General features: G+C 51.1%; 21 protein-coding genes and 1 tRNA gene. 13 read left to right on the top strand and 9 right to left on the bottom strand.

The features are described from left to right. The first annotated feature begins 241 nt into the window (after window positions 1–241). A complete protein-coding gene (locus tag ACYP03_RS02435; RefSeq protein WP_459778338.1) occupies window positions 242–1,090 on the top strand; it encodes an iron-containing redox enzyme family protein in 849 nt (282 codons plus the stop codon). Then, window positions 1,087–1,731 (top strand): hypothetical protein, encoded by a 645-nt coding sequence (locus ACYP03_RS02430; RefSeq protein ID WP_459778337.1) that lies wholly within the window; start codon window positions 1,087–1,089, stop codon window positions 1,729–1,731. The genes ACYP03_RS02435 and ACYP03_RS02430 overlap by 4 nt, the downstream gene beginning before the upstream one ends. 468 nt (window positions 1,732–2,199) lie before the next feature. Here the strand turns inward: ACYP03_RS02430 and ACYP03_RS02425 are convergent. Beyond that, a tRNA-Ser gene (locus ACYP03_RS02425) sits at window positions 2,200–2,290 on the bottom strand. A gap of 150 nt (window positions 2,291–2,440) precedes the next feature. Next, window positions 2,441–3,340, bottom strand: a complete 900-nt coding sequence (locus ACYP03_RS02420) for a DMT family transporter (RefSeq protein WP_459778336.1) — start codon at window positions 3,338–3,340, stop codon at window positions 2,441–2,443. A 105-nt stretch (window positions 3,341–3,445) separates the two neighbouring features. Here ACYP03_RS02420 and ACYP03_RS02415 point away from each other — a divergent pair, with 105 nt between their 5' ends. Both ACYP03_RS02415 and ACYP03_RS02410 read left to right on the top strand, forming a co-directional pair. Then, window positions 3,446–4,921, top strand: a complete 1,476-nt coding sequence (locus ACYP03_RS02415; RefSeq protein ID WP_459778335.1) for an aminotransferase-like domain-containing protein — start codon at window positions 3,446–3,448, stop codon at window positions 4,919–4,921. Then, window positions 4,918–6,054 (top strand): PQQ-dependent sugar dehydrogenase, encoded by a 1,137-nt coding sequence (locus ACYP03_RS02410; protein WP_459778334.1) that lies wholly within the window; start codon window positions 4,918–4,920, stop codon window positions 6,052–6,054. Before ACYP03_RS02415 ends, ACYP03_RS02410 begins: the two co-directional genes overlap by 4 nt. 35 nt (window positions 6,055–6,089) lie before the next feature. On the opposite strand, the gene htpX is transcribed toward ACYP03_RS02410, so the two are convergent. Continuing rightward, window positions 6,090–6,968: a protease HtpX gene (gene htpX / locus ACYP03_RS02405; RefSeq protein ID WP_248139632.1), complete on the bottom strand. Its 879-nt coding sequence runs from the start codon at window positions 6,966–6,968 to the stop codon at window positions 6,090–6,092. A gap of 298 nt (window positions 6,969–7,266) precedes the next feature. On the opposite strand from htpX, the gene ACYP03_RS02400 reads away from it, so the two are divergent. Then, window positions 7,267–7,422, top strand: coding sequence for a hypothetical protein (locus tag ACYP03_RS02400; protein ID WP_248139630.1), 156 nt, complete (start codon window positions 7,267–7,269; stop codon window positions 7,420–7,422). A 144-nt stretch (window positions 7,423–7,566) separates the two neighbouring features. Beyond that, a complete protein-coding gene (locus ACYP03_RS02395) occupies window positions 7,567–8,226 on the top strand; it encodes a hypothetical protein (RefSeq protein WP_248139628.1) in 660 nt (219 codons plus the stop codon). Window positions 8,227–8,284: 58 nt separating this feature from the next. Here ACYP03_RS02395 and bioD read toward each other — a convergent pair whose 3' ends face one another. From bioD to bioB, 4 genes are read right to left on the bottom strand one after another with little or no spacing between them, the layout of a single operon-like run. Next, a complete protein-coding gene (gene bioD / locus ACYP03_RS02390) occupies window positions 8,285–8,983 on the bottom strand; it encodes a dethiobiotin synthase (RefSeq protein ID WP_459778333.1) in 699 nt (232 codons plus the stop codon). Further along, window positions 8,976–9,803 carry a malonyl-ACP O-methyltransferase BioC gene (bioC, locus tag ACYP03_RS02385; protein ID WP_459778332.1) on the bottom strand — a complete coding sequence of 276 codons (828 nt, stop codon included), beginning with the start codon at window positions 9,801–9,803 and terminating at the stop codon, window positions 8,976–8,978. Before bioC ends, bioD begins: the two co-directional genes overlap by 8 nt. Next, on the bottom strand, window positions 9,781–10,968 hold the full coding sequence (bioF, locus tag ACYP03_RS02380) for an 8-amino-7-oxononanoate synthase (protein WP_459778331.1): 1,188 nt from the start codon (window positions 10,966–10,968) through the stop codon (window positions 9,781–9,783). The genes bioC and bioF overlap by 23 nt, the downstream gene beginning before the upstream one ends. Next, the gene (gene bioB / locus ACYP03_RS02375) at window positions 10,958–12,007 is read right to left on the bottom strand and encodes a biotin synthase BioB (protein ID WP_248139620.1); all 1,050 of its coding nucleotides are present in this window, start codon (window positions 12,005–12,007) and stop codon (window positions 10,958–10,960) included. Before bioB ends, bioF begins: the two co-directional genes overlap by 11 nt. A gap of 146 nt (window positions 12,008–12,153) precedes the next feature. On the opposite strand from bioB, the gene bioA reads away from it, so the two are divergent. Continuing rightward, on the top strand, window positions 12,154–13,458 hold the full coding sequence (gene bioA, locus ACYP03_RS02370; protein ID WP_459778415.1) for an adenosylmethionine--8-amino-7-oxononanoate transaminase: 1,305 nt from the start codon (window positions 12,154–12,156) through the stop codon (window positions 13,456–13,458). Window positions 13,459–13,603: 145 nt separating this feature from the next. Further along, the gene (locus ACYP03_RS02365) at window positions 13,604–14,173 is read left to right on the top strand and encodes an LON peptidase substrate-binding domain-containing protein (protein ID WP_248139617.1); all 570 of its coding nucleotides are present in this window, start codon (window positions 13,604–13,606) and stop codon (window positions 14,171–14,173) included. A gap of 5 nt (window positions 14,174–14,178) precedes the next feature. On the opposite strand, the gene ACYP03_RS02360 is transcribed toward ACYP03_RS02365, so the two are convergent. Continuing rightward, complete coding sequence (locus tag ACYP03_RS02360; RefSeq protein WP_459778330.1) at window positions 14,179–14,553, bottom strand: thiol-disulfide oxidoreductase DCC family protein; 375 nt, start codon at window positions 14,551–14,553, stop codon at window positions 14,179–14,181. A 101-nt stretch (window positions 14,554–14,654) separates the two neighbouring features. Next, entirely contained in the window at window positions 14,655–15,872 is a 1,218-nt protein-coding gene (gene mlc, locus ACYP03_RS02355) for a sugar metabolism global transcriptional regulator Mlc (protein ID WP_248139614.1), read from the bottom strand. A gap of 275 nt (window positions 15,873–16,147) precedes the next feature. Here mlc and queE point away from each other — a divergent pair, with 275 nt between their 5' ends. The 5 genes from queE (at window position 16,148) to ACYP03_RS02330 (ending at window position 26,115) form a co-directional block, all read left to right on the top strand. After that, entirely contained in the window at window positions 16,148–16,816 is a 669-nt protein-coding gene (gene queE, locus ACYP03_RS02350; RefSeq protein WP_248139613.1) for a 7-carboxy-7-deazaguanine synthase QueE, read from the top strand. Window positions 16,817–17,005: 189 nt separating this feature from the next. Then, window positions 17,006–19,867 carry a hypothetical protein gene (locus ACYP03_RS02345; RefSeq protein ID WP_459778329.1) on the top strand — a complete coding sequence of 954 codons (2,862 nt, stop codon included), beginning with the start codon at window positions 17,006–17,008 and terminating at the stop codon, window positions 19,865–19,867. A gap of 212 nt (window positions 19,868–20,079) precedes the next feature. Further along, window positions 20,080–21,480, top strand: a complete 1,401-nt coding sequence (asnS, locus tag ACYP03_RS02340) for an asparagine--tRNA ligase (RefSeq protein WP_330959747.1) — start codon at window positions 20,080–20,082, stop codon at window positions 21,478–21,480. Window positions 21,481–21,936: 456 nt separating this feature from the next. Further along, entirely contained in the window at window positions 21,937–23,481 is a 1,545-nt protein-coding gene (locus tag ACYP03_RS02335; RefSeq protein WP_248139608.1) for a methyl-accepting chemotaxis protein, read from the top strand. Between the two features lie 312 nt (window positions 23,482–23,793). Beyond that, window positions 23,794–26,115, top strand: coding sequence for a YgiQ family radical SAM protein (locus ACYP03_RS02330; RefSeq protein ID WP_459778328.1), 2,322 nt, complete (start codon window positions 23,794–23,796; stop codon window positions 26,113–26,115). The last annotated feature ends 91 nt before the right edge of the window (window positions 26,116–26,206 follow it).

The following is a 26,206-nucleotide window of genomic DNA, read 5'->3' as shown; positions in this document are numbered from 1 at the left end:
TGATTCAGTTATTGAATCATCACCAGTCATAAGATAGGGCAAGTGGACATTTTCTTCATTTTGAAAATCCCCTCTTTAAGTGATGAAAGACTCAATTTTCTGCGGCGAAGTTCTCTTTGAAGCAAAAAAGTGCATTACATTTTCAATTGGGTTCCGACAGAATTCCAGAAAATATGACAGGAAAGTTCTTTGGCGTGCCGGCAAACATAAGATGTTCTTGAATTCACAAGGAGCACTAATCATGTCTATTCAATCTTATGACGAAATCCAATCAAAATTTGACATTTTATCTGTCCTTCATCACGAAGAGGAAACGGTAGGAAAATTAAATAAGCTAACATCAATATTAGATAATCTTTCCGAAAAACAAATTGAGGAAGAAATACTAAAACTTAAACAAAAAATGCATAACTCTTCAGGTTTCACCAAAAGAATCATTGAACATACAACATCTTTGCATCAAGAATATGTAAGTCTAGTAAATCAGCTCTCGTTATCTGGAAAAGTTAACACGGAATCCTTATCAAATTACTTTATTCAAGGATGGTATCACACAAGTTACACAACCCGTTTTGAACACATGTTCACAGCTTTACTCAACGAAGAAAAGCTCCAAGACACAAACAGCCATGGGAATAAATTCACAAAATTAATCGAGCATGGTATTGATGAAGAGGAGGGACATGAATTATGGGCACTACAGGATATTATATCTCTTGGTGTAAAAAATGATATCGACCCACTTTATGATGTTTTTCCTGAAACAAAAGCAATCGTCTGGTCACAACATGATCGCCTAACTCGCTTACCCGCTATTGGATTTTTGGGGTACTCATTTTATTTGGAGCTCCTCATTGCGACTGAATCATATGGTTTATTAAATGTATTGAATAAGTGCTTAAACACCACACCCAAAGACCATAAATTCATTTACTACCACTATCTTGTAGATCAAGGCCATGCCATTGACAATATTGAACTATTTGATCGTATTGTACACACAGAAAAAGATTTTAATGAAATTATCGACAATATGAACTTTATTCACACAATGTATTACAGACTTACCGAAAAATCGTTTCAATCATGAAATTAAAATTTATCACCTCAAATTATGATCAAGAAGAATACCAAATTGGTCATAGATTAGCAAAACGTGTCTATCAAAGGGCCTGGGGGACAAAATCGCTATCAGATGATCATTCAGCATCAGTTATAGCGATGTTAAACAGCGAGGTTGTGGGAAATTTATGCATTCACCTTAGAAACCAAAAATTACCATGCGAAAATTATTTTCATTTCCAAAATGAGATAGAAAAAGATGTACTTGTTGCTGAACTTTGCAGCCTTGCTATTGCCGTTGAAACGCCAAAACAAGTAAGAAATGATATCCTCTTAGGTTTGATTTCAGCAGTAAATACTTTTGGTATTGTTCACAACATTTATAAATATTACACCATACAACGGATAAGTTTATTGTCTAGATTAAAAGTCAAATTAAATTATCCATTTCATCAGGTTGATGAAGCAATACCAATTACTGCCGCTCAACCGAATGATAGCTACTGGAGAAACAATCAAACACCTAAATTATACTCTATTGATAACACTGATCCGCAAACGATGAAATCTAGTTTACAATCTATCGCCTTTCTTAACCGACGAGGCTGTACTTGGGTTGATCAAACAAGGAAATCAAATGATTTTCAGAAGATTATTAAAGTGGCATGATGAAAAAATATTAAACGACTGGCAAAGGACTTCAAAAAAACAGTGCCTTTTCCTCATTACGATCACAGCTTTAGTTTATTCATTGGTCATACTATTTCTTAACTCCAGATTAGAAGTATCTCTTATGACCTTTGCTTTAGGACTGGTTTTTGGAGCAAACTTTGAGAAGTTAATTCAGCTCAGAATGAGAGAAAAAATAAAGAATTAAACGATTAATTCTTAACGATAAGCCACCCAACACGGTGGCTTAAGTTGTTACACATTGACCTGGCTGATGTAAGAAATCAGTGCTCGTCGATTCGCGCTCCTTCGGGCGCTGCCTGGAAGGCAACGTGGTCTCGCTTCGCTTGGCTGAAGACTCGCCGCCTGCCCCATCTAGGGTTCTTCACCCTTTCTCATTCGTGCCGCTGTTCTTACGATTATTCAGATGAAAAAAAACCGCTGAGAGTTCAGCGGTTTCTTTAAATGTGGCGGAGAGATAGGGATTTGAACCCTAGATACGCTATTAACGTATGCCGGTTTTCAAGACCGGTGCTTTCAACCACTCAGCCATCTCTCCGTAAGTGGTGCGCATAATACCCAGCCGATTCGATGATGTAAATACCTCACTGAACTGACTGCGCAGATGATCGCCAATCTGATACAACCCATACCAATTTGCTGTGGTTTTCATCAGAAACGATCTTCTTCTTGCACCTCTCCCAGCCCCTTACCGGGCAGATGCCAGGGCTTTTTCTGGTGTGAATTTGCTTTTGGGTTTTCGCATCACCAGATAAACCGCCATGGCTGCCAGCAAAAAACCCAGCGCGCTGAATGCATCAAAGGTTTCATTGAACACCAGCCAGGCTTCCAGCGCAGTGACCGGCGGCACCAGATAAAACGTCGACGCGACTTTTGAAGCTTCCCCGTGCTTCACCATATAAAGCAGCAGCCAGACAGCGGTGACCGAAACACCCAACACCAGCCAGGCCAGTGTCAGAGAAAACGTGAGGTTCCATTCTATCTGCATGGTTTCGGCAGTGAGCATTACTGGTGCAAACACCATAGCCGCCATCATGTACTGATAAAGCGAACCGCCGACTAAATCGACCTGACTGCAATAGCGCTTCTGGTACAGTGTGCCCAGCGTGATCCCCAGCAAGGCCAATCCGGCACAGGCATAAGCCGCCAGTTGATGCGAGTCCTGCTGCCAGCTCATATTGCCCTGTAAAACCAGGGAAATACCCAGAATTCCCAGACACAACCCCAGCCATTGCGAGAGCACCAGACGTTCCTGCCCCAGAAGCATCAGTATGATTGCCGTTAACACCGGTTGTAACCCGACCAGCAACGCACACAAACCCGCAGGCATCCCGAGGTAAATCCCGTAGTAAGTCCCGCCTAGGTACAGTCCGTGAATCAGCATCCCTGTCATGAAACAATGGAACCGGGCTTTGCCTGTCGGCAGTGAAGACTTCAGCAACACCGCAAGTACAGCGAAAATGGCGATATTTGCCAGCATCCGGACGAACAGGAAGGTTGCGGGTTCCGCATAGGGCAAACCAAAACGGGCACCGATAAAGCCGGTACTCCACAGCAATACAAAAATAAAAGGAATCAATCGGGCCACGCGCACCTCTGTCTGGCGGAATCCATCATATTTCACTACTCTATTTGGGTACAGACACAGTTAGTAGTGACAGTTTTATAAATTTATCAGGGTACAGACAGGCACGTGGAAACCAGTCATCAGCGTTCAGACACCAAATATCAGCAAGTCATTGCGGAGCTTGAATTACGTCTTGAACAGGGCGTTTATCAGGCCGGAGATAAACTTCCCTCCATCCGGCAATTAAGCGGACAATTAGGCGTCAGTAAAAATACGGTCATCCGGGCCTATCAGGAACTTGAAGCGAGCCTGAAAATCGAAGCGCATCCGCGTTCGGGGTATATCGTGACCGAATGTCCGCGTCTGGAAACTCAGCCGATTCAAACGCCGGGTTTTGTCGATTTGTTATCCCTGAGCCGGACGGTGTTACAAGACTCCCTGTCCCCCGCGTTGCTTCCAACCGGGAGTGCGCATCCGAACACCCACTTTCCGGCCATCACCTCGCTGTATGCTGAAATTGGTCGTCACAGCCGCTATCAGACTCACGTCCCAAGCCATTATTTGTTACCCCCGGGAGACGAGCAGTTGAGAAAACAACTGGTGACCGTGAATCAATGGCATGGCATCACAGCCTCCGCCAGTGAAATATTAATCACTCACGGTGCACAGCAAGGGATCAGTATGGCGCTGCAGGCCCTGACATCCCCGGGGGATACAGTCGTCATCGAATCGCCCTGTTATTTCGGTAACTTACTGTTGCTGGAATCACTGGGTCTGAAAGTGGTGGAAATCCCCTCCAGCCTGCAATCCGGTATGGATTTGCACCGGCTGTCACAGGCATTACAACAATGGCCGATTGCAGCCATACTGCTCAACCCGAGTTTTAATAACCCGACCGGCTCTGTCATGCCGCTCGCTGCCCGGCAACAATTACTCGCCATGACCCAAGGGATTCCGATTATTGAAGATGATGTGTTTGGCGATCTGGCCTACACCGGTCGGCCACCGACTTTGTACAGCATGGATGACAGCCATCGGGTGATTTACTGTAATTCTTTATCGAAGACGCTGGATTCCCGCCTGCGCATCGGCTGGCTGCTTGCCGGACGGTACCAGCCACAGATCGAAAAACGCCTGCTGGCAGACAATATGGGAAGCCTGAACCTGATGCAGTCGGCGGTGGCTGAATTTCTGAAAACCGGTAAGTACCGAACCCATCTGGGTAAAATCCGGCGCTTTTATCATCAGAATCAACGCCGGTTCAGCCAGTTACTTTGTACTACACTCGATAGCTATCCATGGCTGATCGGTCGCTATCATCTCAATCTGGCCGATGGCGGATTTCTGTGCTGGCTGACGCTCCCTGAGCAGGCAGACAGCGATATGCTTTATCAGCAGGCGCATCTGGCTGGTATCAGCATTTTGCCCGGCACGATGTTCAGTACGCTGGAAAACTATCGCCATTGCCTCAGGCTGAGTTATGCCGCTTTTGAAGACAACAAACGCTGGCATACAGGTATCGGGCAGCTGGCTGAGATCATCGCAGCTCACTTAAAACCGGGCAGCAAAATGGATGCAACACAGAAAAGGATGATGCAATGAAATCGTATCCCTTCACCTTCGCCGTCACCACAATCCTCCTCTGGGCCCTGTTCAGCCTGCCGGCTCTGGCTTTCGGGCTGAAAGCCAAGGGAAGCAGTGAAGGCATGGCATATCAGGTCGAACAAATCGCCGATGGCCTGCCGATCCCCTGGGGAATGACTTTCATTGATGACAACACGCTGCTGGTCACACTCAGGGAAGGCAAAGCCGTGCTGCTGGATGTCCGTACCGGCCAGAGAAAAGCTGTCAGTGGTCTTCCGGAAGTGTACGCCCGCGGTCAGGGTGGCCTGCTGGATGTACAGCTGTCGCCGGATCCGGCAGCAAAAGAGTGGCTCTATTTCACCTACACCAAGCCCGTTCAGGGAGGTGGTGTCACGACGCTGGCCCGTGCCAGACTGTCCGGGCAAAGGCTCACTCAGTGGCAGGATTTGAAAGTCACCCGCTCACTCAGTGACACCAACCGGCACTTTGGAAGCCGGATCGCTTTTGACGGCCGGGGCCACGTTTTCTTCTCTGTCGGCGACCGGGGTCACCGCCCCAACGGGCAGGACCTGACCAACCACGCAGCCACTGTCATCCGGCTGAATCTGGACGGCAGTGTGCCGGAAGATAACCCGTTTACAGGCAGAAAGGATGCGTCTGCTGAAATCTGGAGTTACGGCCATCGCAATCCGCAAGGGCTGGCATACGACACAGCCAATCAGCGTTTGTGGGAAATTGAACATGGTCCGCGCGGCGGTGACGAAATCAACCTGATTCTGCCGGGCCGTAATTACGGCTGGCCGATTACCTCCCATGGAAAAGAATACTGGGGCCCGCTGGCAGTCGGTGAAGCCAGAGAAAAGCCCGGGATTGAATCGCCGGTCAAAGTGTATATTCCGTCCATCGCCCCCGGCAGTCTCCTGCTCTATCAGGGCGACGCGTTTCCCGGCTGGAAGGGAAATCTGTTTGCAGGGGCGCTGGTGTTACAGCATCTGAACCGGATCGTTCTGGATTCAAAAGGCAAACCAGTGAAAGAGGAAAGATTGTTTGAAGAGATAGGAGAAAGGATCCGCTCTCTGGTTCAGAGCAAAGAAGGCTATCTGTATTTTGCGACTGACAGCGGCAATCTTTATCGTGTTCTGCCCAAATAAAAAAGCCCCGGTTAACCGGGGCTTCATTCCATCCGTTACAGATGTTCACCACGACGCAGCGCGTCAATGCGCTTTTCCAGCGGCGGGTGGGTCATAAACAGTTCGGACAGTGATTTGCGGCCGTTAATCCCAAAGGCCATCATTGAGCCTTCCAGATGTGACTCCTGACTGACTTTCAGTCGCTCCAGCGCGGCAATCATTTTCTCTTTGCCAACCATACGGGCTGAACCTGCATCCGCCTTGAATTCACGATGGCGGCTATACCACATGGTAATGATGCTCGCGAGGAAACCAAACAACACTTCCATGATGGTGGAGACAATGAAATAAGTCATGAAGCTGCCGCCTTCACCCTCTTCGTTGTTATTGTTCATACCGCTGACGGCACCCGCAATAATCCGAGAAATGAAAATAACGAAGGTGTTCACCACCCCCTGAAGCAACGTCATGGTTACCATGTCGCCATTGGCAATATGGCTGACTTCATGTGCCAGCACCGCTTCTGCTTCATCAGGCGACATGCTGTGCAGTAAACCTGTTGATACTGCGACCAGCGAATCATCACGTTTAGCACCCGTAGCGAAAGCATTGATGTCGGGTGAATCATAAATCGCCACGGTCGGCATGCCGATTCCAGCCTGTTTGGCCTGCCGTGCAACGGTTTCTACCAGCCAGTATTCCGATTCATTGCGCGGATGTTCAATCACCATGCCGCCAACCGAACGCAGAGCCATCGATTTCGACATGAAAAGGGAAATCAGGGAACCACCAAAACCAAACAACACAGCCATCACCAGCAGGCCATTCAGGCTGCCCGGTTGCAAATCTGTGACTGCGTACACAATATTGAGCACAATACTGAACACAAACATGACGGCCAGGTTCGTCGCCAGGAACAAGGCAATTCGTTTCATACCTTTTTATCTCCAACAAAGGTCAAAATGTCAGTTACTTATACGCTTTAAGACATTCACGTATCAGTGATATACCCAAGTGACCTCAGAGACTTGGGTATAACGTTATTTATAGTATGGTCGTTTAATCTGAAAACAAGCGAAAGCGGGAAATTGTTACTTTTCGTAAGTCGCTGCGGACCCTGGTTTTTCATCCTGACCCGCGAACGTCTTAGACTTTGGTCGTATTGTTTAAAAGGGTGCCATTCACTATTGTCATGAGGTATATGATTTCGCTCAGTATCTGAAAGGAGGCAAGATGGCTGACCATGAAAATTACCAAGTTGCAATTGATATCCTGCGCTGTCATCTTGGCATGACTGCAGAAGAAGCTTGTGCTGAACTCGGTATCGATCCTGCTGCTTCGCAACCTGCCGAAGCCATTGCCCCGCTCTCGGGACTGAACGCAAACTAATTCCTGTATTAAGTGCTAGATCCAAAGCCTCCTTTCCGGAGGCTTTGTCATTTTTACGCCATAATGATGTAAATACAGTTTCCATTCAGTGTGATTATGTGATACTTATCCCAAAAATTATTTTGAACACTGTACAGGTAAACTATGAAAAAGCTCTATTCGCACACTCTGGATAGTGCACAAACACAGGTCAACACACGTCCGCTCCTGATCACAATCGCGCTTTTTATGGCGGTGGCAGTAATCACGGCCGTGGCAGCTTTCATCATTCAGATTGAGATTTTGCAATTTAGCGGCAACCTCGGTGAAGACTCCCTTGTTGAATACGCTCAGGAACTATATCTCGCACTCAGCAGCGGTCTCTTTGCAGCAGTTGCCGTCAAAAAAAGTGACATCCGTGGATTTGCACTCCTGGTTGCTGCATTTTTCATGGTTCTGCTGATTCGGGAACTGGATGGCGTCTTTGACCTGATTCGGCATGGTTTCTGGAAGGTACCGGCGGTGTTGGTTGCAGTCGCAGGCATTGCTTACGCCTATCAGCATCCGCAAAGTACGCAAACACCTCTGTCTAAATACAGCAAGCATGCCAGTTTTGGACTGATGATTGGCGGTATGGCCACCCTCATGGTTTTCTCACGTTTGTTCGGAATGAGCGAACTCTGGCAAACCGCCATGCAGGATAACTACGTCCGGGAAGTGAAAAATCTGGCTGAAGAAGGAGTTGAACTTCTGGGTTACAGCCTGATTCTTGCTGCCTCGGCCTGGTACTGCCTGCCGAAACTGGTCCGCAAAAAACAAGGCTGACAAATACAGGGCATATATTGTGCCTGAATAATAAAGCCGCCTGACGGGCGGCTTTATTTCACAACGTTGCAGATGCAGGGAAACCCAATAGGTCCAGATTCAGATATTCGGTTAAATCTCTTTTTGCAATATCGTGCAGATGCGGGATCTCACCCAGCTTGGGGGCTGGCATCATTGCTTCCAGATACTTCAGATTCTCGTCATAACAGCTGGTCTCCGGATCAACCAGATTCGCGACCCAGCCCGCCAGCGTCAATCCATCTCGTTCAATGGCTTCCGCTGTCAGCATCGCATGATTCAGACATCCCAGCTTGACGCCGACCACCAGAATCACCGGCAGATTTTCCTGCTTCACCCAATCCGAGAATTTTGTGGTCTCAGACAACGGAACCCGCCAGCCGCCCGCGCCTTCGACAAACACCAGATCCGATTTCTCTTTCAGACGGCGCAAACCGTCAGATAAATTGTCCGGAGAAATCGCCACACCAGCCTGTTTCGCTGCAATGTGTGGTGCGATCGGCGGTTCAAAGGTAAAAGGATTCACCTCTTCATACGCTAATTCCGGTTTGGAAGCAGCCTGTAAGTACAGCGCATCACTGTTTCTCATGCCGTACACGGTTAATGTACTGCCTGATGCAACAGGCTTAAAACCAGCCGTCCGGTAACCAGACTTCACCCCGGCAGCGATCAATGTTCGCGTCACCACCGTTTTTCCGGCGTCGGTATCTGTTCCTGTCACAAAGAAAGCACTAGTCATTGTTCAAGACTCCAAAACAAACCTGATATGTGGCTGGTAATTGACCTGTATGGTCACGAAATTTGGCATATGCCTGCTCAATTAAATTCAGCGTCGTGCGCCCGAACAAGCCTTGACGGCGATGCTGTGATAGATGCGTCGCTCCGATGCCTTTCAAATCTTTCATCAGTGCCATTGCGCTGTCGTAATGCATCACCACAGGCGCCACAGCCAGCTGAAAATCCGTAAATCCGGCCCGTTCAACCGCCTGAATCAGCACAGATTCACTTTCGTACTGATTGACATGCAGCCCCTGATCAACTGCCTGCCAGGAATGCTGCAGCTCTGACAGAGAACCTTCCGCCAGGGTTGTGAAACCAATCACGCCACCGGGTTTCACCACACGCTTCAGTTCTTGCAAAGGCACAGTGAGATCACGGCACCACTGTAACGCCAGACTGGAGAAAGCTGCGTCAAACGTATTGTCCGCAAAGGGTAATGCTTCCGCATCGGCATGCCGGAACTCCCCCTGCCCCTGGCAACGTGCCTGAGCCTGTTCCAGCATTTGAGAAGACAGATCAACCGCCGTCGTCTGGTACTGCAATGCCTGTAACTGCCGGGTGAAATAACCGGTTCCGCATCCGACATCCAGCCAGTGACTGGCGTGAGCAAAGACCGGCAGTTGTTCCAGCAACCGATGACCGACCAGTCGCTGAAATGCCGCAGACTGATCATATTGTCTGGCCGCCTTACCGAAACTGGCTGCAATCGCCTGTTTTTCCGCAGACGGGTTCACCGGATTCAAAGGTTCAACCCGGCTATTCTGACGGATTTGCTGCATCCTGTACCTCTTCAAAAGACGCATTCAATTGTGTCGCGAATTCTCTGACCTGATCTTCATCATGGCTGGCTGTCAGTGTAATTCTCAGCCGGGCCTGATTGACCGGCACTGTTGGCGGGCGTATCGCCGACACCCAAAAACCTTTTTCTGCCAGTGAAGCGGATAAAGTGAGCGCCCGCTCACTACTGCCCATCAGGACCGGTTTAATTGGCGTTGCAGTCGAGACCAGCCCGACTTCCGGCAGCAGGGTTTCTTCCAGAATGGCGCCCAGAGCCAGCAATTTTTCCCGGCGCCAGTCGCCAGCCTGTACCAGATCGCAAGCCGTACACAGTGCATGCGCCTGCGCAGGTGGCATCGCTGTCGAGTAAATATAGTGACGGGCAAACTGAATCAGGTATTCTGCAACCTCCTGCCTGCAAAGCACGGCTGCCCCCTGCATCCCGAAGGCTTTCCCAAAGGTCACGATCAAGATGTCCGGCTGAATACCGGCTTGCTGACAGCTGCCGCGTCCTTCATCACCGAGAATGCCGCACCCGTGCGCATCATCGACCATGAACCAGCTCTGGCTGGCTTGGCACAGCGCTGAAATCTCGGCCAGCGGTGCCTGATCACCATCCATACTGAACACACCTTCAGTCACCACCAGCCGGGCAGATGCTTCATTCGTGTTTGCAGCCAGCATTTTATGCAGGGCAATCACATCATTGTGGGCAAATCGGCGCATGTTCGCCGGAGACAGCATGCCGGCTTCCATCAAAGAAGCATGATTCAGCTTATCCTGAATCAGGAAATCCCCTTTCTCGAGCAATGCAAACAGCACAGCCTGATTGGCACTGAAACCTGTGCTGAACAGCAGTGCCCTTTCAAAACCCAGCCATTCTGCCAGCCGGGTTTCCAGCGCCTGATGCGGTGCATGATGTCCGGTCACCAGCGGAGAAGCGCCACTCCCGGCACCATACTTCGACAGCCCCTGTTGCCAGGCTGCGATCAATGCAGGATCTTGTGCCAGACCGAGGTAATCATTACTGGAAAAGTTCACGCTGGGTTGCGTGCGGTCCGTCCACCGGACTGAGGACGACTGTCTTGTCAGGGTCTTCCGCTGGCGATACAAGCCCTGCGCCTGTCGCAGGTTCAGGGCCTGAGTGATACGGGACTTAAGAGGCATCGTAGAAGAGATCACCGGCAGCCGGACGCGAAGCAACGCGCTGAGCGACCTGACCTAACAGTTCCTGTGCCTGTACTTCATCCGGCTTCGCTGCTTTTTCCTGGCGGTTAATCCCCAGTTTTCTGAACAGCTGCATGTCTTTGTCTTCTTCCGGGTTCGGCGTGGTCAGCAGCTTACAACCGTAGAAAACAGAGTTGGCTCCCGCCATAAAGCAAAGGGCCTGAGTTTCTTCGCTCATGCCTTCACGGCCAGCCGAAAGACGCACGGCAGACTTTGGCATCATGATCCGCGCGACAGCAATAATGCGGACAAAATCGAGCGGATCCACATCGTCCACATTCTCCAGCGGTGTGCCTTTCACTTTCACCAGCATGTTGATTGGCACACTTTCCGGGTGAACCGGCAGATTGGCCAGTTCAGCCAGCAGACCGGCGCGGTCACGGGCACTTTCGCCCATCCCGATAATACCGCCGGAACAAATCTTCATGCCCGCATCACGGACATGAGACAGCGTGTCGAGACGGTCCTGATAAGTACGGGTGGTGATGATGTTGCCGTAATACTCCGCCGAGGTATCCAGGTTGTGGTTGTAGTAGTCGAGCCCGGCTTCAGCCAGTGTGTTGGCCTGGTCGCCGGTGATCATGCCCAGCGTCATGCAGGTTTCCAGCCCCATGGCCTTCACGCCACGCACCATATCCAGCAGATAAGGCATATCGCGCTCTTTCGGGTTTTTCCAGGCCGCTCCCATACAAAAACGCGTGGCGCCGGAGCTTTTCGCTTTCTGCGCAGCATCCAGTACCTGCTCAACTTCCATCAGGCGTTCACGATCGACATCAGTACGATAGTGCGCACTTTGCGGACAGTACTTGCAGTCTTCAGGGCAGGCACCGGTTTTAATCGACAGCAGGGTACTGACCTGCACTTTGTTGGGTTCATGGTACTGACGGTGAACCTGCTGTGCTTCAAACACCAGATCCATGAATGGCTTTTCAAACAGCGCCTGAACTTCCGCAATGCTCCAATCGTGTCTCACTTCCACGTGTAAACCTCTTTCGTTGTTCTTATGGCCCGGAGAATTGCAGTGATAACCGCACGGATTCAACGGGTTTCAATGTTTGCAAGTCTACTTTGAGCAAGTACACTGTCAACCATAAAGAAAACACAAGGTTTACATCTGTGCAAAATATCAACACAAAACAAAACACATCCAACCAGTTTTCAGCTTCGGAGACGGATCTTGAGTTCGATCGCCAGCATGTCTGGCATCCCTACACCTCCACCCTGACCCCTTTGCCCTGCTATCCGGTCAGCCACGCGGAAGGCGTCCATTTGTATCTGGAAGACGGCCGCCAGCTCATTGACGGCATGTCTTCCTGGTGGGCAGCAATTCACGGTTACAATCACCCGGTCCTGAATCAGGCCGCTAAAGATCAGCTCGACAAGATGTCGCATGTCATGTTCGGCGGCATCACGCATCAGCCTGCGGTTGAGCTGTGCCGGAAACTGGTCGAACTGTCACCGGCGCCGTTGCAGCAGGTCTTTCTGGCCGATTCCGGTTCTGTTTCTGTGGAAGTCGCCCTGAAAATGGCCCTGCAGTACTGGCACGCCAAAGGTGAGCGCCGGGCAAAATTCCTCACCCTGAAACACGGCTATCACGGAGATACCTTCGCGGCGATGTCGGTGACCGATCCGGATAATTCAATGCACAGCCTTTATAAAGGTTTCCTGCCGGAGCACATTTTTGCCGAATCACCCGAAACGGGTTTCCATGAGGCATGGAACGAAAACGATATCTCCGACTTAGCCGCTAAACTCGAAGCACATCATCAGGATATTGCCGCAATCATTCTGGAACCTGTCGTTCAGGGCGCCGGAGGGATGCGTATTTATCACCCGACTTATCTGCGCCGTGTCCGCGCGTTGTGTGATGACTTCGGTGTCTTACTGATTGTCGACGAAATCGCGACTGGCTTTGGCCGTACCGGAAAGCTCTTTGCTTGCGAACATGCCGGGATCAGCCCGGACATTATGTGTGTCGGGAAGGCTCTGACCGGCGGTTACATGACACTGGCGGCAACACTGACCACCAAGCAGGTTGCAGATACGGTGTGCAGCGGTAAAGCCGGTTGCTTTATGCATGGCCCGACCTTCATGGGCAATCCGCTGGCCTGCGCCGTTGCCAACGCCAGCCTGTCATTGCTGGAAACGGGTGACTGGCAGCATCAGGTCAGCGGGATTGAACAACAGCTGTCGCAATTACTGCCCCGGGTCGGCCAGTCTGAGAAAGTCAAAGCCGTCCGCTGGCTGGGTGCCATCGGTGTCGTTGAATTATATGAGCCGGTGGATATGGTCCGGATTCAGAAAAGTTTTGTAGACAATGGTGTCTGGATTCGCCCGTTTGGCAGACTTATCTACATCATGCCGCCTTTTGTAATTGATAATCAGCAGCTTGAGAAACTGGTTTTCGCTATTTTGCAATCGCTGCAGTAATATCGAAAAACAGACAAGGCATCACCTTTGAACAGATATACTCATAAAAAGAGCCAAATCAGGGCTGAAACCCGTAATTCTGAAGACATCCCGTCCAGAAAGACAGACAGCCCTATCAAAGTTGACGTCATAAAGGCTAAGTATTATGCAGTTACCCCTTTTCCCGCTCCGGCTTTATGTATTACCGGGAGGTGTCAGTAAGCTGCGGATTTTCGAACCTCGCTACACCCGGTTAGTGACGCTTGCGATGTCCTCAGGAAATGGTTTCGGCCTGTGCATGAAAGATGGTGATTCACTTTGCCATTTCGGAACGCGGGTCGAAATCACCGATTTCGAACAATTACCTGACGGGTTGCTCGGCATCACCATAAAAGGGGTAGAGAAATTCGTGATTAACAATCACTGGCAGGAAAAAGACGGCCTGAGATTTGGCGAAGTCAGCTTGATCAAAAACTGGGCCCCCAGCAGCGCACGTTTTATTGATCGCCACATCGCCAACAGCCTGGAAGCCCTGTTTGAGGAATATCCGGACTATGCGGAGAACTACCCGGATCCGGATTTCGCCAACATGGCCTGGGTCTGCCAGCGCTGGCTGGAAATTCTGCCCCTGGAAACCAACCAAAAGCAATGGTTTATGAGCCGGAATGATCACCGTGCGGCTTTGTCATTCCTGCATAATGTCATCGACGAAGAACTCAGACACGAAGATCTCTGACGATTTCAGCCACGGCCCTCACGGGCCAGTCGCTGATCGACCATACGACGATAGATAACCGATAACAGATGCCTGATCCCCGGCAGTCCCATCAGAAATGCAACCGGCCGGAGCCACCATACCTGATTCAGTAACAGCATGTAGGCATCCAATTCCCGGTGAACAATCCCCTGCTGATCCTGTACATGCAATTCCCGTAACGCTTTTTCCGGAGATATGCCCAGCGCTTTCAGCGCTTCATCCCGGCCGGTGATGTCATACCACTCCACCAGTTCCGGATGACGGCTCAGCCAGGATTCATACCATGCCCGATCCCGCACACAGCTTGGGCAGGAGCCGTCATAAAAAACCCGAATCCGTTTCATGTCTTTGACCTCCAAGCCATGTTCCTTCTCTAAGTCTGGCTGAACCCAATAAAAAACGCAGCCATCGCTATCGAAATAGGCAGTGGCTGCGCTGCATGATTCGCGTCAGGAAAAGTTTATCCTTCCTCGATCAGTTTCAGTAACAGATGCCCGTCATACATCGCCTGCTTCACCAGAGCCGCAGCCGGCATGGTGGCCTGGGTGTAAAAACTGGTTTCTTCAATCCGCAGATCCTGGTTATAAACCGGCAGGGACTGACTCTTCACACATTCCATAATCGCCGGATACAGAACACTTTTCGCCTGATTGAACTCTCCGCCAATCAGGATCTTCTCCGGATTAAACAGGTTCACCATAATGGCAATTGCCCGGCCAAGGTTGAAACCCAGTTCGGTGATGACCCGGAACGCCAGCGGATCCCCCTGCACTGCCGCCTCACAGATATTTTCGATGGTCAGCGCCTGCCCATAGAGCACAGAAGCTTCACCCAGCGTTAACCCGGTTTTAACCTGATCTCTCACCGCCTGCAAACTGGCGACGGTTTCCAGACATCCTTTATTCCCGCAATGGCAAGGCAATCCATCCGGTTTAATCTGGATATGACCAAGCTCACCAATATTACCGATCCGGCCCTGAAGCACCTGATTATCAAGGATAATGCCTGCCCCGACGCCGTGATGTACTGAAATCAGAATCGAGTTTGCCACATCATTCGCATTGCCAAATAACTGCTCCGCCAATGCCCAGGAACGGGTGTCGTTACCAATGAAGACCGGCAGTCCCGTGGCCTCATGAATGGCAGGTCCCAGCGGCAGGTCTTTTACCTCGTAATGAGGCATCTGCAACACCAGTCCTTTTTCCGAATTCACCAGCCCCGGCAGAGAAACAGCAATGGCGGTGATCCGATCCAGTAACTTGGCATGCCGGGCAAAGAATGAATCAATCTCAGACAGCAGCTTATTCAGGACATCATCCTGTTTCAGCTCCGCGATGTCTTGTCTCTCTTCGAACAGGATATCGCCGCCCTGCTCGTGCAGCGCTATCGTCAGATAACCGCGCCCCAACCGGATGCCGAGGAACTGCCAGCCATCATTATCCGGGACCAGACCGATTGCCGGGCGCCCCCGGCTGCCGGATTCCAGAATTTCAGCTTCTTTGATCAGGTGGCCATCAAACAGCTCACGGGTAATTTTGGTGATACTGGCGGGCGCCAACTGACTTTTCTTCGACAGTTCAATCCGGGAAATCGGGCCGTACTGATCGATGAGTTTGTAGACGCTGCCGGCATTATTTCTTTTGATGTGATCGATGTGACCGGGCTGAGCGACATACATGCGCGGACTTCCTCTGACAATATATAGGTATGAAGAGTATGGAATTTTTTTACAGTGCGAACTAATTGTGAAGCGACTTATGCCAAGGGCGTGAGCCCAGTCACGACAAACGTATACCTTTTCAGCCCATCTCTGCCGTTGTCACTGTGCTGCTTCAAATACAATGGGAATGGAGACAATCCGTTCAGGTTCTGACATAATACGCGCCCTTCAGCGTTCAGGGTACCTGAAACTGCCCGTTTTCACGTTAATTAGTCAGATGTTTTGAGGTCGTCGTGTACAAAATCAATGAAATCTTTGAAACCATTCAGGGAGAAGGTGTTTTCACTGGTGTGCCGGCCATTTTTGTCCGTTTACAGGTCTGCCCGGTTGGCTGTGCCTGGTGTGATACCAAGCAGACCTGGAGTGCCGAGCCTCAGGACGAAGTGAACGTGCAGACCATGATCGCTAAAAAAGAAGACGCGCCGACCTGGACCGCACTGGATGCCGGCGGCATTGTGCAGGTCCTCAAAGATCAGGGCTACACCGCCCGGCATGTGGTGATCACCGGCGGAGAACCTTGCCTGTACGACCTGCGCCCGTTAACTGAAGCCCTGGAAGACCATGGATTCCGCTGTCAGATTGAAACCAGCGGCACCTATGATGTTCTCGCCACTGAGGCAACCTGGGTCACAGTTTCACCGAAGATCAATATGAAAGGGAAACTGCCGGTCCTTGTGTCAGCACTCGAACGTGCCAATGAAATCAAACATCCGGTCGGTACCCAAAAAGATATAGACCAGCTTGATGCGCTACTGGCAGGCGTCAGTCTGAAAGAAGATGTCACGATTGCGCTGCAACCGATCAGCCAGAAACCCCGAGCCACTGAGTTGTGCATTCAGACCTGTATTGCACGAAACTGGCGCCTGTCGATTCAGACACACAAATATCTGTCGATTGCCTGATTTTTCAGGCATCACCCGGTTCCCCCGAATCGCTGTCTCAATTCTCAGACGCTGTCTCAAGGGCTGAGACAGCCTGTCTGGTTTAACAACCACCCACTTCCGCCTTACCTATACTCACCCCAAACACGAAACCAAACGCACACCATGTTTGGTCAAAAAATACAGCATTTATCGTTCAGGGGAAGGATTATGCGCGCCTATCTGATGATTGGCCTGAGCCTGCTATTGGCTGGCCTGCTTTCTGCGTGTGGTGGTGGCAGCGGCGAGGCTGGCATCAAGCCTGCCGAATTACCACCCGTCAAAACCAGTTTCACCGTCACGGTTGATCTTCCCGCCGGCCTGAATACCGCTCAGCAAGGGAACCACTGGGATCTGATCAGCAAGGCCTATGCGGCGACGCCCACATTGTTACAGGACAACTTCGCAGTGCTGATCCTGAACAGCCAGGGCAAAGTCATGGGACAGACTGAGATTACGGATTTCCAGCAGGATGACAGCAATTACACCATCACTGTCCAGAGCCCGCTCCTGCTGCAGGGCGTTCTGGTGCTTGATCTGGATGGCCCGCCTCAGTTTGCCATCGGTGATCGCCTGCCAACAGATTTGTTCCTGACCCCGCTGATCGATACTGAAATCGCGCTGTCTCTGAAAACGACCCTCGCCTATCAGGCACTGGTGAAACGGGTGGTGAAAGACGGTAACTGGGGAATATTCAGCCAAACGGTCAGCAATCCGGGGAACCTCGACGTCCGGAATGCGGGTGATTTTATCAATGAGCTGGCCGATGAGCTGAGTGTCACACTGATCCCCAAACTCGGTCTGAACGGTGTCAACCTGAGCACGCTGATGTCGCTGACTGTGGTCAATGACATTCTGGAAGGGGTCATGACCCGTAAGTACACAGAAATGACCGCACAGAAAGACACCATCCAGACGATTTTCAATGCCGGTTTCTGGCGTCTGCACAGCCAGAGTTCCCTCGATGGCAGCAAACTTGAAGCCGATATGATGGACTTCAACAGCCCGGACACAGCAACCAATGAAACGCGTCAGGTCGACTGGCAGTGGCAAAAAAATGGTGACAGCGATGTCAGCCTGACGGAAGCCTTTACATATTTCAGTGAACAACCGCTGGTCCAGTTCGATCAAAAAGAAGACGCCATCCAGGGTCAGATTCTGACTGGCTCCGGCTGGAAAGACCTTTACGAATATTTCAAAGTACTGATTTCTTCCAGCAACACCGCAATTGTCACCGATGCCGGTCTTGAAGAAAGCGATGACCGCAACGTGACGATCCGGGTCAATTCTTATCCCCTGTCCGGGCAAAACATGCATGATTTTCTGACCACAAAAGAAAATCACTTCATGACCCGCTATGTGCCGGGTACCGCAGCCTTTTCAGACGGTGCGATGGGGTATTACTTCACCTGGAGTCCGGATACCACCCGGATGCTGCTCTGCAAAACCAATGTCAGCGGAGACCATTGTACCGTCGCACCCAAAGGGAACCCGACTGTGCCTTACACCACGCTGGAAGACATGGTTGCCGTTGAAGATGCCGGCAGTTTTGAGCAGGTGAATGGTTACCATCTGACCGACAATGTGGTGCTCGAATTTGTCTTTAACAATACCCATCGCGTCAATTACTGGGTCAATGTCGGCGGCGATGGCTGGATGGTGGTTGAAACCGGGATATGGTCGCCTGTCACCGTTCTGGAAAAACAAATGTTCCAGTTTGCCGTCCCAGATGTCATTCAGCAGCTGGCAAACCGCTATCCGTTCGACACACCATACTTATTCCTGGTGGTCGACAATGGTGCAGTCCATCAGGGAGAGGCCATTCTGAAAGATGATGATTTCCATTTTGCCGGTTTCAACCATGCCGCCAAAGAGCAGATCTACGCGGTCACCTCACGCGCGAACTTACCGCCTTTCGGCGACTGTACATTCGGCGATACTGCACCGGCAACCGAAGACCAGTTCCTCAATGCGGTCACGGAATGTGGCGGGGATGACCGCTTCACCACAGATGGTGTCAACGCCATGGTCAATCAGCATCTGGTGCAAATCTCAACCGAAGCAGACAGCCTGGGTGAACTGGAAGCAGTCATCCTTAAAAGTGACAACACCTGGGAATATTACCTCAATACAGTACTTCAGCCCGGCACGGCCAACCGGCAGTGGCAGCTCAATGAAAATGGCTTCCTGCGCCTGACTGAAGACAGCACGGACAGCTTCAGCGACTACCAGCTCTGGGCAATGACACATAAAAAGAATGAGACTCGTCCGATCCTGGCCGTGAAAACCTTCAGCCAGAAAGACATGGGCGGCGCAAATGAAACAGAAATCAGCCATCTGATGACCAAGCAGTATGTGCCAAACACCCTGGCGGCCTGTACGGCCAGTGACTCCGGCTGGAACACCAGTACCCAAATGCCGTCATCCGCAAAAACCAAAACAGAGTACGAGAGCCAGTCGGCCAGCTGTGTCGTCAGTTGGGAAAGCCGGACACCCCGCTTCACGCAAAATATGCTGGCCGGAAAAGCACTGGTCTTCAACAACGACACGTCCCGTCATCTGATTCTGAACAACCAGGCGGACAGTCAGGCCGGATTCAATACGGGCAGCTACAGAGACAGTGACGGCTGTGGTTTCAGCATTCCGGTTCGGTGGAAACTGGAAGCCGATGGCACCCTGTATTACGAAAATGCCATGGCACAGGCTGATATTGATGCCACATTCAGCAACGGCGCGAAAAAATTCCCGACCGGTGATTTTCGGGAATGGCTGAAAGTCTCTGACACCGACGGTCGGACTCTGACCATCAAAGGGTTCAATCACTTCACGCGCTGGGAAAGTGCCAGCCCGGCCCTGAGCGCTGATCAGGGGGAAATGTGGAGCGATGTCGTCACCCTCATCCCTGCCGGGGATGCCCCTGCTGTCACAGTGCAGGAACCAACAGATCCGCCGCAACCCGGCACCCCCTTCCCGGGCACCGTGCTCCGCGACGGACAAACATGTAATCTCACACCACCTCCGGCGACACCATAACCCCCGGCTCCGGCAGTCATGCAATGGCTGCCGGACTTATTTTGGGGCACTCAGTGATTACTAAATCAACACAAAAACCGGCACAATGTGATTATTTCCCATCATCACATGCATCAAGGCTTGATGCCTGAGACGAGACAGGTAATATTGCTGTTTTGGACTGTAAATAAAGCACAGCACTCAGTCGTGCCTCAACGGAGAATAATTACATCATGACTTACGCGCCTGTTTCAGACGTACTGAGCGGTAAAATCGCGGTTGACAGTGAAATCACTGTTCGCGGTTGGATTCGTTCACGTCGGGATTCCAAAGCCGGAATCTCTTTCCTTGCCATCTATGACGGCTCTTGTTTCGACCCGATTCAGGCCGTGGTCCCGAATGAACTGAATAATTACCAGGAAGAAGTTCTGAAACTGACGACGGGTTGTTCAGTTGAAGTCACCGGTAAGGTGGTTGAATCTCCGGCACAGGGCCAGGATTTCGAACTGGCAGCAACGGCTGTGAAAGTGGTGGGCTGGGTTGATGACCCGGATACCTACCCAATGGCAAAAACACGCCATTCCATCGAATACTTACGTGAAGTGGCACACCTGCGTCCGCGTACCAACGTGATTGGTGCGGTTGCCCGTGTGCGTAACTGCCTGTCTCAGGCGATTCACCGTTTCTACCACGAGCAGGGTTTCTTCTGGACTTCAGCGCCCCTGATCACTGCTGCTGACGCAGAAGGTGCCGGCGAGATGTTCCGCGTATCTACGCTGGATCTGGAAAACCTGCCTCGCACCGAGCAAGGCAAAGTTGATTTCAACGAAGATTTCTTCGGTAAAGAAACCTTCCTGACCGTCTCTGGCCAGCTGAACGCCGAAGCTTATGCCTGTGCGCTGAGCAAGGTTTACACCTTCGGTCCGACGTTCCGTGCTGAAAACTCCAACACCAGCCGTCACCTGGCCGAGTTCTGGATGGTTGAACCGGAAGTTGCATTTGCAGATCTGAATGACGTCGCCAAACTGGCGGAAGACATGCTGAAGTATGTCTTCAAAGCCGTACTGGCAGAGCGTCGCGACGATCTGGAATTCTTCGCACAACGCATCAACAAAGAAGCCATCACCCGTCTGGAGCAATTTGTTGATTCTGACTTTGCACAGGTAGATTACACTGATGCCATCGATATCCTGAAAGCGTCCGGCCGTGAGTTCGAATTTGACGTTGAGTGGGGTATCGACCTGTCTTCTGAGCACGAGCGCTATCTGGCGGAAGAACACTTCAATGCACCGGTGATTGTGAAAAACTATCCAAAAGACATCAAAGCCTTCTACATGCGCCTGAACGAAGACGGCCGCACTGTGGCAGCGATGGATGTTCTGGCACCGGGCATTGGTGAAATCATCGGTGGTGCACAGCGTGAAGAACGTCTGGATGTTCTGGATGAGCGCATGCGTGCAATGAACATCGATCCGGAAGACATGAACTGGTACCGCGATCTACGCCGTTACGGCACAGTCCCACACGCGGGCTTCGGTCTGGGCTTCGAGCGTCTGGTGTCTTACGTGACGGGTATGGCGAACGTTCGTGACGTGATCCCATTCCCGCGTACACCACGTTCTGCCAACTTCTGAGCCGTTTTCCTTCCAGCGCTCAGCTGTTCTTCAAAGCCCTGCTTCGCAGGGCTTTTTACTATCCCTGCTCTTGCGGATGGTACAAGAAATGAACAATCACCCACAAACTTCAAGGTTTTATACTTCCTTCCTAAACAATCAGTCAAAATTGACGCATTAGCTTTACAGCTTGGACACGCTGACGCTTTTGAAAAGTGTTGCGCTTCAGAATGGAATACTGCCTGTAACTATCGATAATAATCGCTCAATTTAGCTTTGCTTACTTTTTGACACGCTAAATGTCTATTTTTTGAAGCGATTCAAATCCCCGTCAATTGCAGTATGTCACTCAACACCTGTCATCTAGAGTTGAGTCAGACGTGTCACAAAAAAAAAGCAGCTCACTGCCCCAGAACGTCTAACCAAAGACGTCTTACCCAATACACATGCTACATGCGTTTCGAAGAGGGATGATTCATGCGTAAAAATCGCCAGATTACTGATCGTGAGGTCGTGCTTGACCCTAATGCTCAGTTAGTCACAACAACGGATCTGCAAGGTGTAATTACCTACGCCAATGAAGAATTTGTCGCGATCAGCGGCTTCAGCAGTGACGAGTTGGTTGGCCAGCACCACAATATTATCCGGCACCCGGATATGCCCAGAGCAGCTTTCGGCGATTTATGGAGTCACCTCAAAGCGGAAAAACCCTGGCGCGGCATTGTGAAAAACCGCTGTAAAGACGGCAGCTACTACTGGGTTGATGCCTATGTCACCCCGCTTTATGAAAATAACCAGGTTTGCGGTTATCAGTCTGTGCGCCGTAAACCAACCCCTGAAATGATCCACACCGCGACAGAGATTTACCAGCAACTCAATCTCAAGAAAAATCCTTATGGGATCCGGCTATCCAGTTGGGCAAAACTCGGTATCACTGCCTTTTTTACCGCCCTGACTGTCGGTCTGACCCACACTTTCATTCCTGACTATGATTACTTTTCCGCTGTCATCCCATTTATCTTCATTGCGATCCTTTGCCGGGGTGAATTTTTCGCAGTACCCCGATTTTTTAAGCAGCTATCCGAAGACTATGATGCCCTGACCCGCATCGTCTACAGCGGTAACGGTCCGACATCTGTGGCTGATTTTCACCTGAAACTCAATGATGCCCGGCTGAAAACTGTATTGGGGCGCGTCGACGATGCCGCCACCACCATCAGGAATGTCACCGATGAACTGACCGACGTGACCATTCATACCCGGGACTCCATCTCCAATCAGGATAAAGATACCCAGCATATAGCCACATCGATCAACCAGATGTCATCCGTTGCCACAGAGATCGCCCAGAATACCCAGCTCACGACTGACAAAGTTCTGATCGCTCAGCAAAAATGTGCTGAGACCACCAAAGTTCTTCAATTAACTCAGGACAATATTAACGATCTGGCACGGGATTCGGAGAAAGCCGCCGAAACCGCACAATCCCTGGTCAAGGTCTCAGAACAGATTGAGACCATGATGATGGAAATCCAGGGCATTGCTGAGCAAACCAACCTGCTGGCGCTGAATGCTGCAATAGAGGCTGCCCGCGCCGGGGAGCAGGGTCGTGGCTTTGCGGTTGTGGCAGATGAAGTGCGCGCCTTGTCGCAACGGACTCACGGCGCGACCGAAAATATTCAGGCCAGCATTGTGAACATCAATGCCACGCTGAACCAATGGCAGTCGACCTCAACCGAGAGCATTGATAAAACACAACAGTGCGTCGCGCACACCAATGACACCGCCGCCAGCATTATGGAGGTCGTGAGCATGGTGGACGAAATTGCCGAAATCTCAACGCAAATCGCCACAGCCGCTGAAGAACAAGGTACTGTAGCCCAGGAAATCAGTAACAACGTTCACCAGATCTCTATTTCCTCTTCCAACAATCTGACCATGATGGCGCGGATGGAAGAAGCTTCGGCGCAAATGCGTGAAAAAGTTGCATTATTGGAAGGTTTGGGCAAATCTTTCGGATAGATCCTTTCAGTTCCCCCTGAAACCGCAGTGAGTTTCTTGCCACTGCAACGAATCTAAAGGCCGCAAACGCGGCCTTTAGTCTCTGGAAAGCTTTTTCCTCGCCAACATAAATCAGGCAAACCCCAGACTGAAATCGATTCGATCGGCAATTTCCGGGAATCTGCCCGTCAGTCAGGCAATCGACTTTCATTTTGCTATGCTTTGGTGTGCGGTTTTTCGACCCGACAAACTATTCTGCTGCCTCATTTGCAAGGCTGGCAAGTGCGGTGGGGAGTCGTTATAATCCCCGCCTCCTGAACCTGAGGCCAATATATGCACACTGACGTCACGCCAATTAACCGCTATCCAAAATACTGGGCTGAATGCTACGGCACAGCGCCATTCCTGCCGACCACCCGTGAGGAGATGGACGCGCTGGGCTGGGATAGCTGCGACATTATTATTGTGACCGGTGATGCCTATGTCGATCACCCAAGTTTTGGAATGGCAGTGATCGGCCGTGTGCTGGAAGCACAGGGGTTCCGGGTAGGCATTATTGCCCAGCCCAAATGGGACAATAAAGATGCCTTCATGGCGCTGGGGAAACCGAATCTGTACTTCGGGATCACCGCGGGCAACATGGATTCCATGATCAACCGATATACGGCGGATCGTAAACTGCGCCATGACGATGCCTATACGCCGAATAATGAAGGCGGAAAACGACCAGACCGCGCCGTGCTGGTGTATTCGCAGCGCTGCCGTGAAGCTTATAAAGATACCCCGATTGTACTGGGTGGCATTGAGGCCAGTCTGCGCCGTTTAGCCCATTACGACTACTGGTCGGATAAAGTGCGTCGTTCAGTGCTGTTCGATGCCAAAGCAGACATTCTGCTGTTCGGAAACGCCGAGCGTGCATTAGTCGAAGTGTCACACCGCATTGCCGCAGGTGAAGACGTCGCCACCATGACTGACATCGCAGGCACTGCGGTCATCCTGAAAGAAGCCCCGGCGCATTACAAAATCATCGACTCCACCCGGATCGACAAACCGGGCAAAGCGATGGTAATGCCAAATCCGTACGCGACCGAAGAAGTCTGCGAGACCAACAAAAGTAAAGCTGAAGAAGAACCCGTCAAAGCTCAGACAGTTCAGATTCAGCCGTCGCGTCACGATGCCTTCACCAGCGCTGTGCGTTTGCCGTCTTACGAAAAGCTGCGCAACGACCGAATTCTGTACGCCCACGCCAGCCGTGTGATGCACCTGGAAGCGAACCCTTACTCTGCCCGTGCGCTGATTCAGCTGCACGGCGACCGTGAGCTGTGGGTGAATAAGCCGCCAATTCCGCTGACCACAGAAGAGATGGATTTTGTCTTTGGCCTGCCTTACGCGCGGGTGCCTCACCCTGCATACGGGAAAGCCAAGATCCCGGCGTACGACATGATCAAAACCAGTGTGAACATCATGCGGGGCTGTTTCGGCGGTTGTTCATTCTGTTCAATCACAGAACACGAAGGCCGGATTATTCAGAACCGCTCGCAAGAATCGATTCTTCAGGAACTGGAAGACATCCGCGATAAAGTCCCAGGCTTTACCGGCACGATTTCCGATCTGGGTGGCCCGACGGCAAACATGTATCGTCTGGGCTGTTCTGATCCGCGTGCGGAGAAAAACTGTCGCCGTCCATCGTGCATCTTCCCAAAAATCTGCGAGAAGCTGGATACCGACCACAAGCACACCATCGACCTGTACCGCAAAGCGCGTGAGGTTGAAGGCATCAATAAAGTAATGATCGCTTCCGGGGTCCGCTACGATCTGGCAATCGAGTCTCCGGAATACATCAAAGAGCTGGTGACGCACCACGTTGGCGGTTATCTGAAAATTGCCCCGGAACATACCGAGAAAGGTACCCTGGATCTGATGATGAAACCGGGAATGGGTACTTACGATCGCTTCAAAGAACTGTTTGAAAAATACAGTGCCGAAGCGGGCAAGAAGCAGTATCTGATCCCGTACTTTATTTCAGCGCATCCGGGTTCCACGGATGAAGACATGCTGAATCTGGCGCTGTGGCTCAAGAAACATGATTACCAGTGCGATCAGGTCCAGAACTTCTATCCGTCTCCGATGTGTAACGCCACGGCGATGTACCATTCGGAGACCAACCCGCTCAAACGTGTGAAATACAAGCAGCGCGACGATCTCTTTGTCGCAAAAGGCGATCGTCAGCGCCGTCTGCACAAGGCACTGCTGCGTTATCACGATCCGGCCAACTGGCCGCTGCTGCGTGAAGCCCTGGTCAGCATGGGTAAGAAACATCTGATCGGTGACCGCCCGGACTGCCTGATCCCGGCAGAAGGCAGTGAAGCCGCGCTCACCCCGGCGAAACGCCGAGGTTCCAGCCGTCATGGTGCCAAACGCTTTGCGACCAAGCACCCGAATCAGCCGGATATCCGGAAAGACGGCACCGCGAACCGTCAAGGCTCAGGCAAGCCAAAAGCCCAGGGCACAAAAGCTCAGGGGACGAATGCTCACGGAAAAGGACGCAACCCGAGCAGTCAAGGCAAGCCGCAGGGCAACGGCCAGCGTCCGGCACCGAACGCAAAGCCACAATCGCGGGGCAAGCCGGCAGCCAAACGCGGAGCACGCGCCTGACGGCCACCCGGATCTACTGAGCTGCAACCATGATCAAAAAAGCAAGCGCATCGCGCTTGCCTTTCACTTATCTGAAGAAGGGAAACTTCAG

The organism is Photobacterium sp. R1, from assembly GCF_054600795.1.
Note: the sequence above shows the minus strand (reverse complement) of the source record. Positions and strands in the feature narration are given on the sequence as shown.

Bases quoted from the DNA above. Each gene is read 5' to 3' on its own strand.
- ACYP03_RS02435 (WP_459778338.1), top strand. From the start codon at position 242: ATGTCTATTCAATCTTATGACGAAATCCAATCAAAATTTGACATTTTA.
- ACYP03_RS02430 (WP_459778337.1), top strand. From the start codon at position 1,087: ATGAAATTAAAATTTATCACCTCAAATTATGATCAAGAAGAATACCAA.
- ACYP03_RS02410 (WP_459778334.1), top strand. From the start codon at position 4,918: ATGAAATCGTATCCCTTCACCTTCGCCGTCACCACAATCCTCCTCTGG.
- htpX (WP_248139632.1), bottom strand. From the start codon at position 6,968: ATGAAACGAATTGCCTTGTTCCTGGCGACGAACCTGGCCGTCATGTTT.
- ACYP03_RS02400 (WP_248139630.1), top strand. From the start codon at position 7,267: ATGGCTGACCATGAAAATTACCAAGTTGCAATTGATATCCTGCGCTGT.
- ACYP03_RS02395 (WP_248139628.1), top strand. From the start codon at position 7,567: ATGAAAAAGCTCTATTCGCACACTCTGGATAGTGCACAAACACAGGTC.
- bioD (WP_459778333.1), bottom strand. From the start codon at position 8,983: ATGACTAGTGCTTTCTTTGTGACAGGAACAGATACCGACGCCGGAAAA.
- bioC (WP_459778332.1), bottom strand. From the start codon at position 9,803: ATGCAGCAAATCCGTCAGAATAGCCGGGTTGAACCTTTGAATCCGGTG.
- bioF (WP_459778331.1), bottom strand. From the start codon at position 10,968: ATGCCTCTTAAGTCCCGTATCACTCAGGCCCTGAACCTGCGACAGGCG.
- ACYP03_RS02365 (WP_248139617.1), top strand. From the start codon at position 13,604: ATGCAGTTACCCCTTTTCCCGCTCCGGCTTTATGTATTACCGGGAGGT.
- mlc (WP_248139614.1), bottom strand. From the start codon at position 15,872: ATGTATGTCGCTCAGCCCGGTCACATCGATCACATCAAAAGAAATAAT.
- ACYP03_RS02345 (WP_459778329.1), top strand. From the start codon at position 17,006: ATGCGCGCCTATCTGATGATTGGCCTGAGCCTGCTATTGGCTGGCCTG.
- asnS (WP_330959747.1), top strand. From the start codon at position 20,080: ATGACTTACGCGCCTGTTTCAGACGTACTGAGCGGTAAAATCGCGGTT.
- ACYP03_RS02335 (WP_248139608.1), top strand. From the start codon at position 21,937: ATGCGTAAAAATCGCCAGATTACTGATCGTGAGGTCGTGCTTGACCCT.
- ACYP03_RS02330 (WP_459778328.1), top strand. From the start codon at position 23,794: ATGCACACTGACGTCACGCCAATTAACCGCTATCCAAAATACTGGGCT.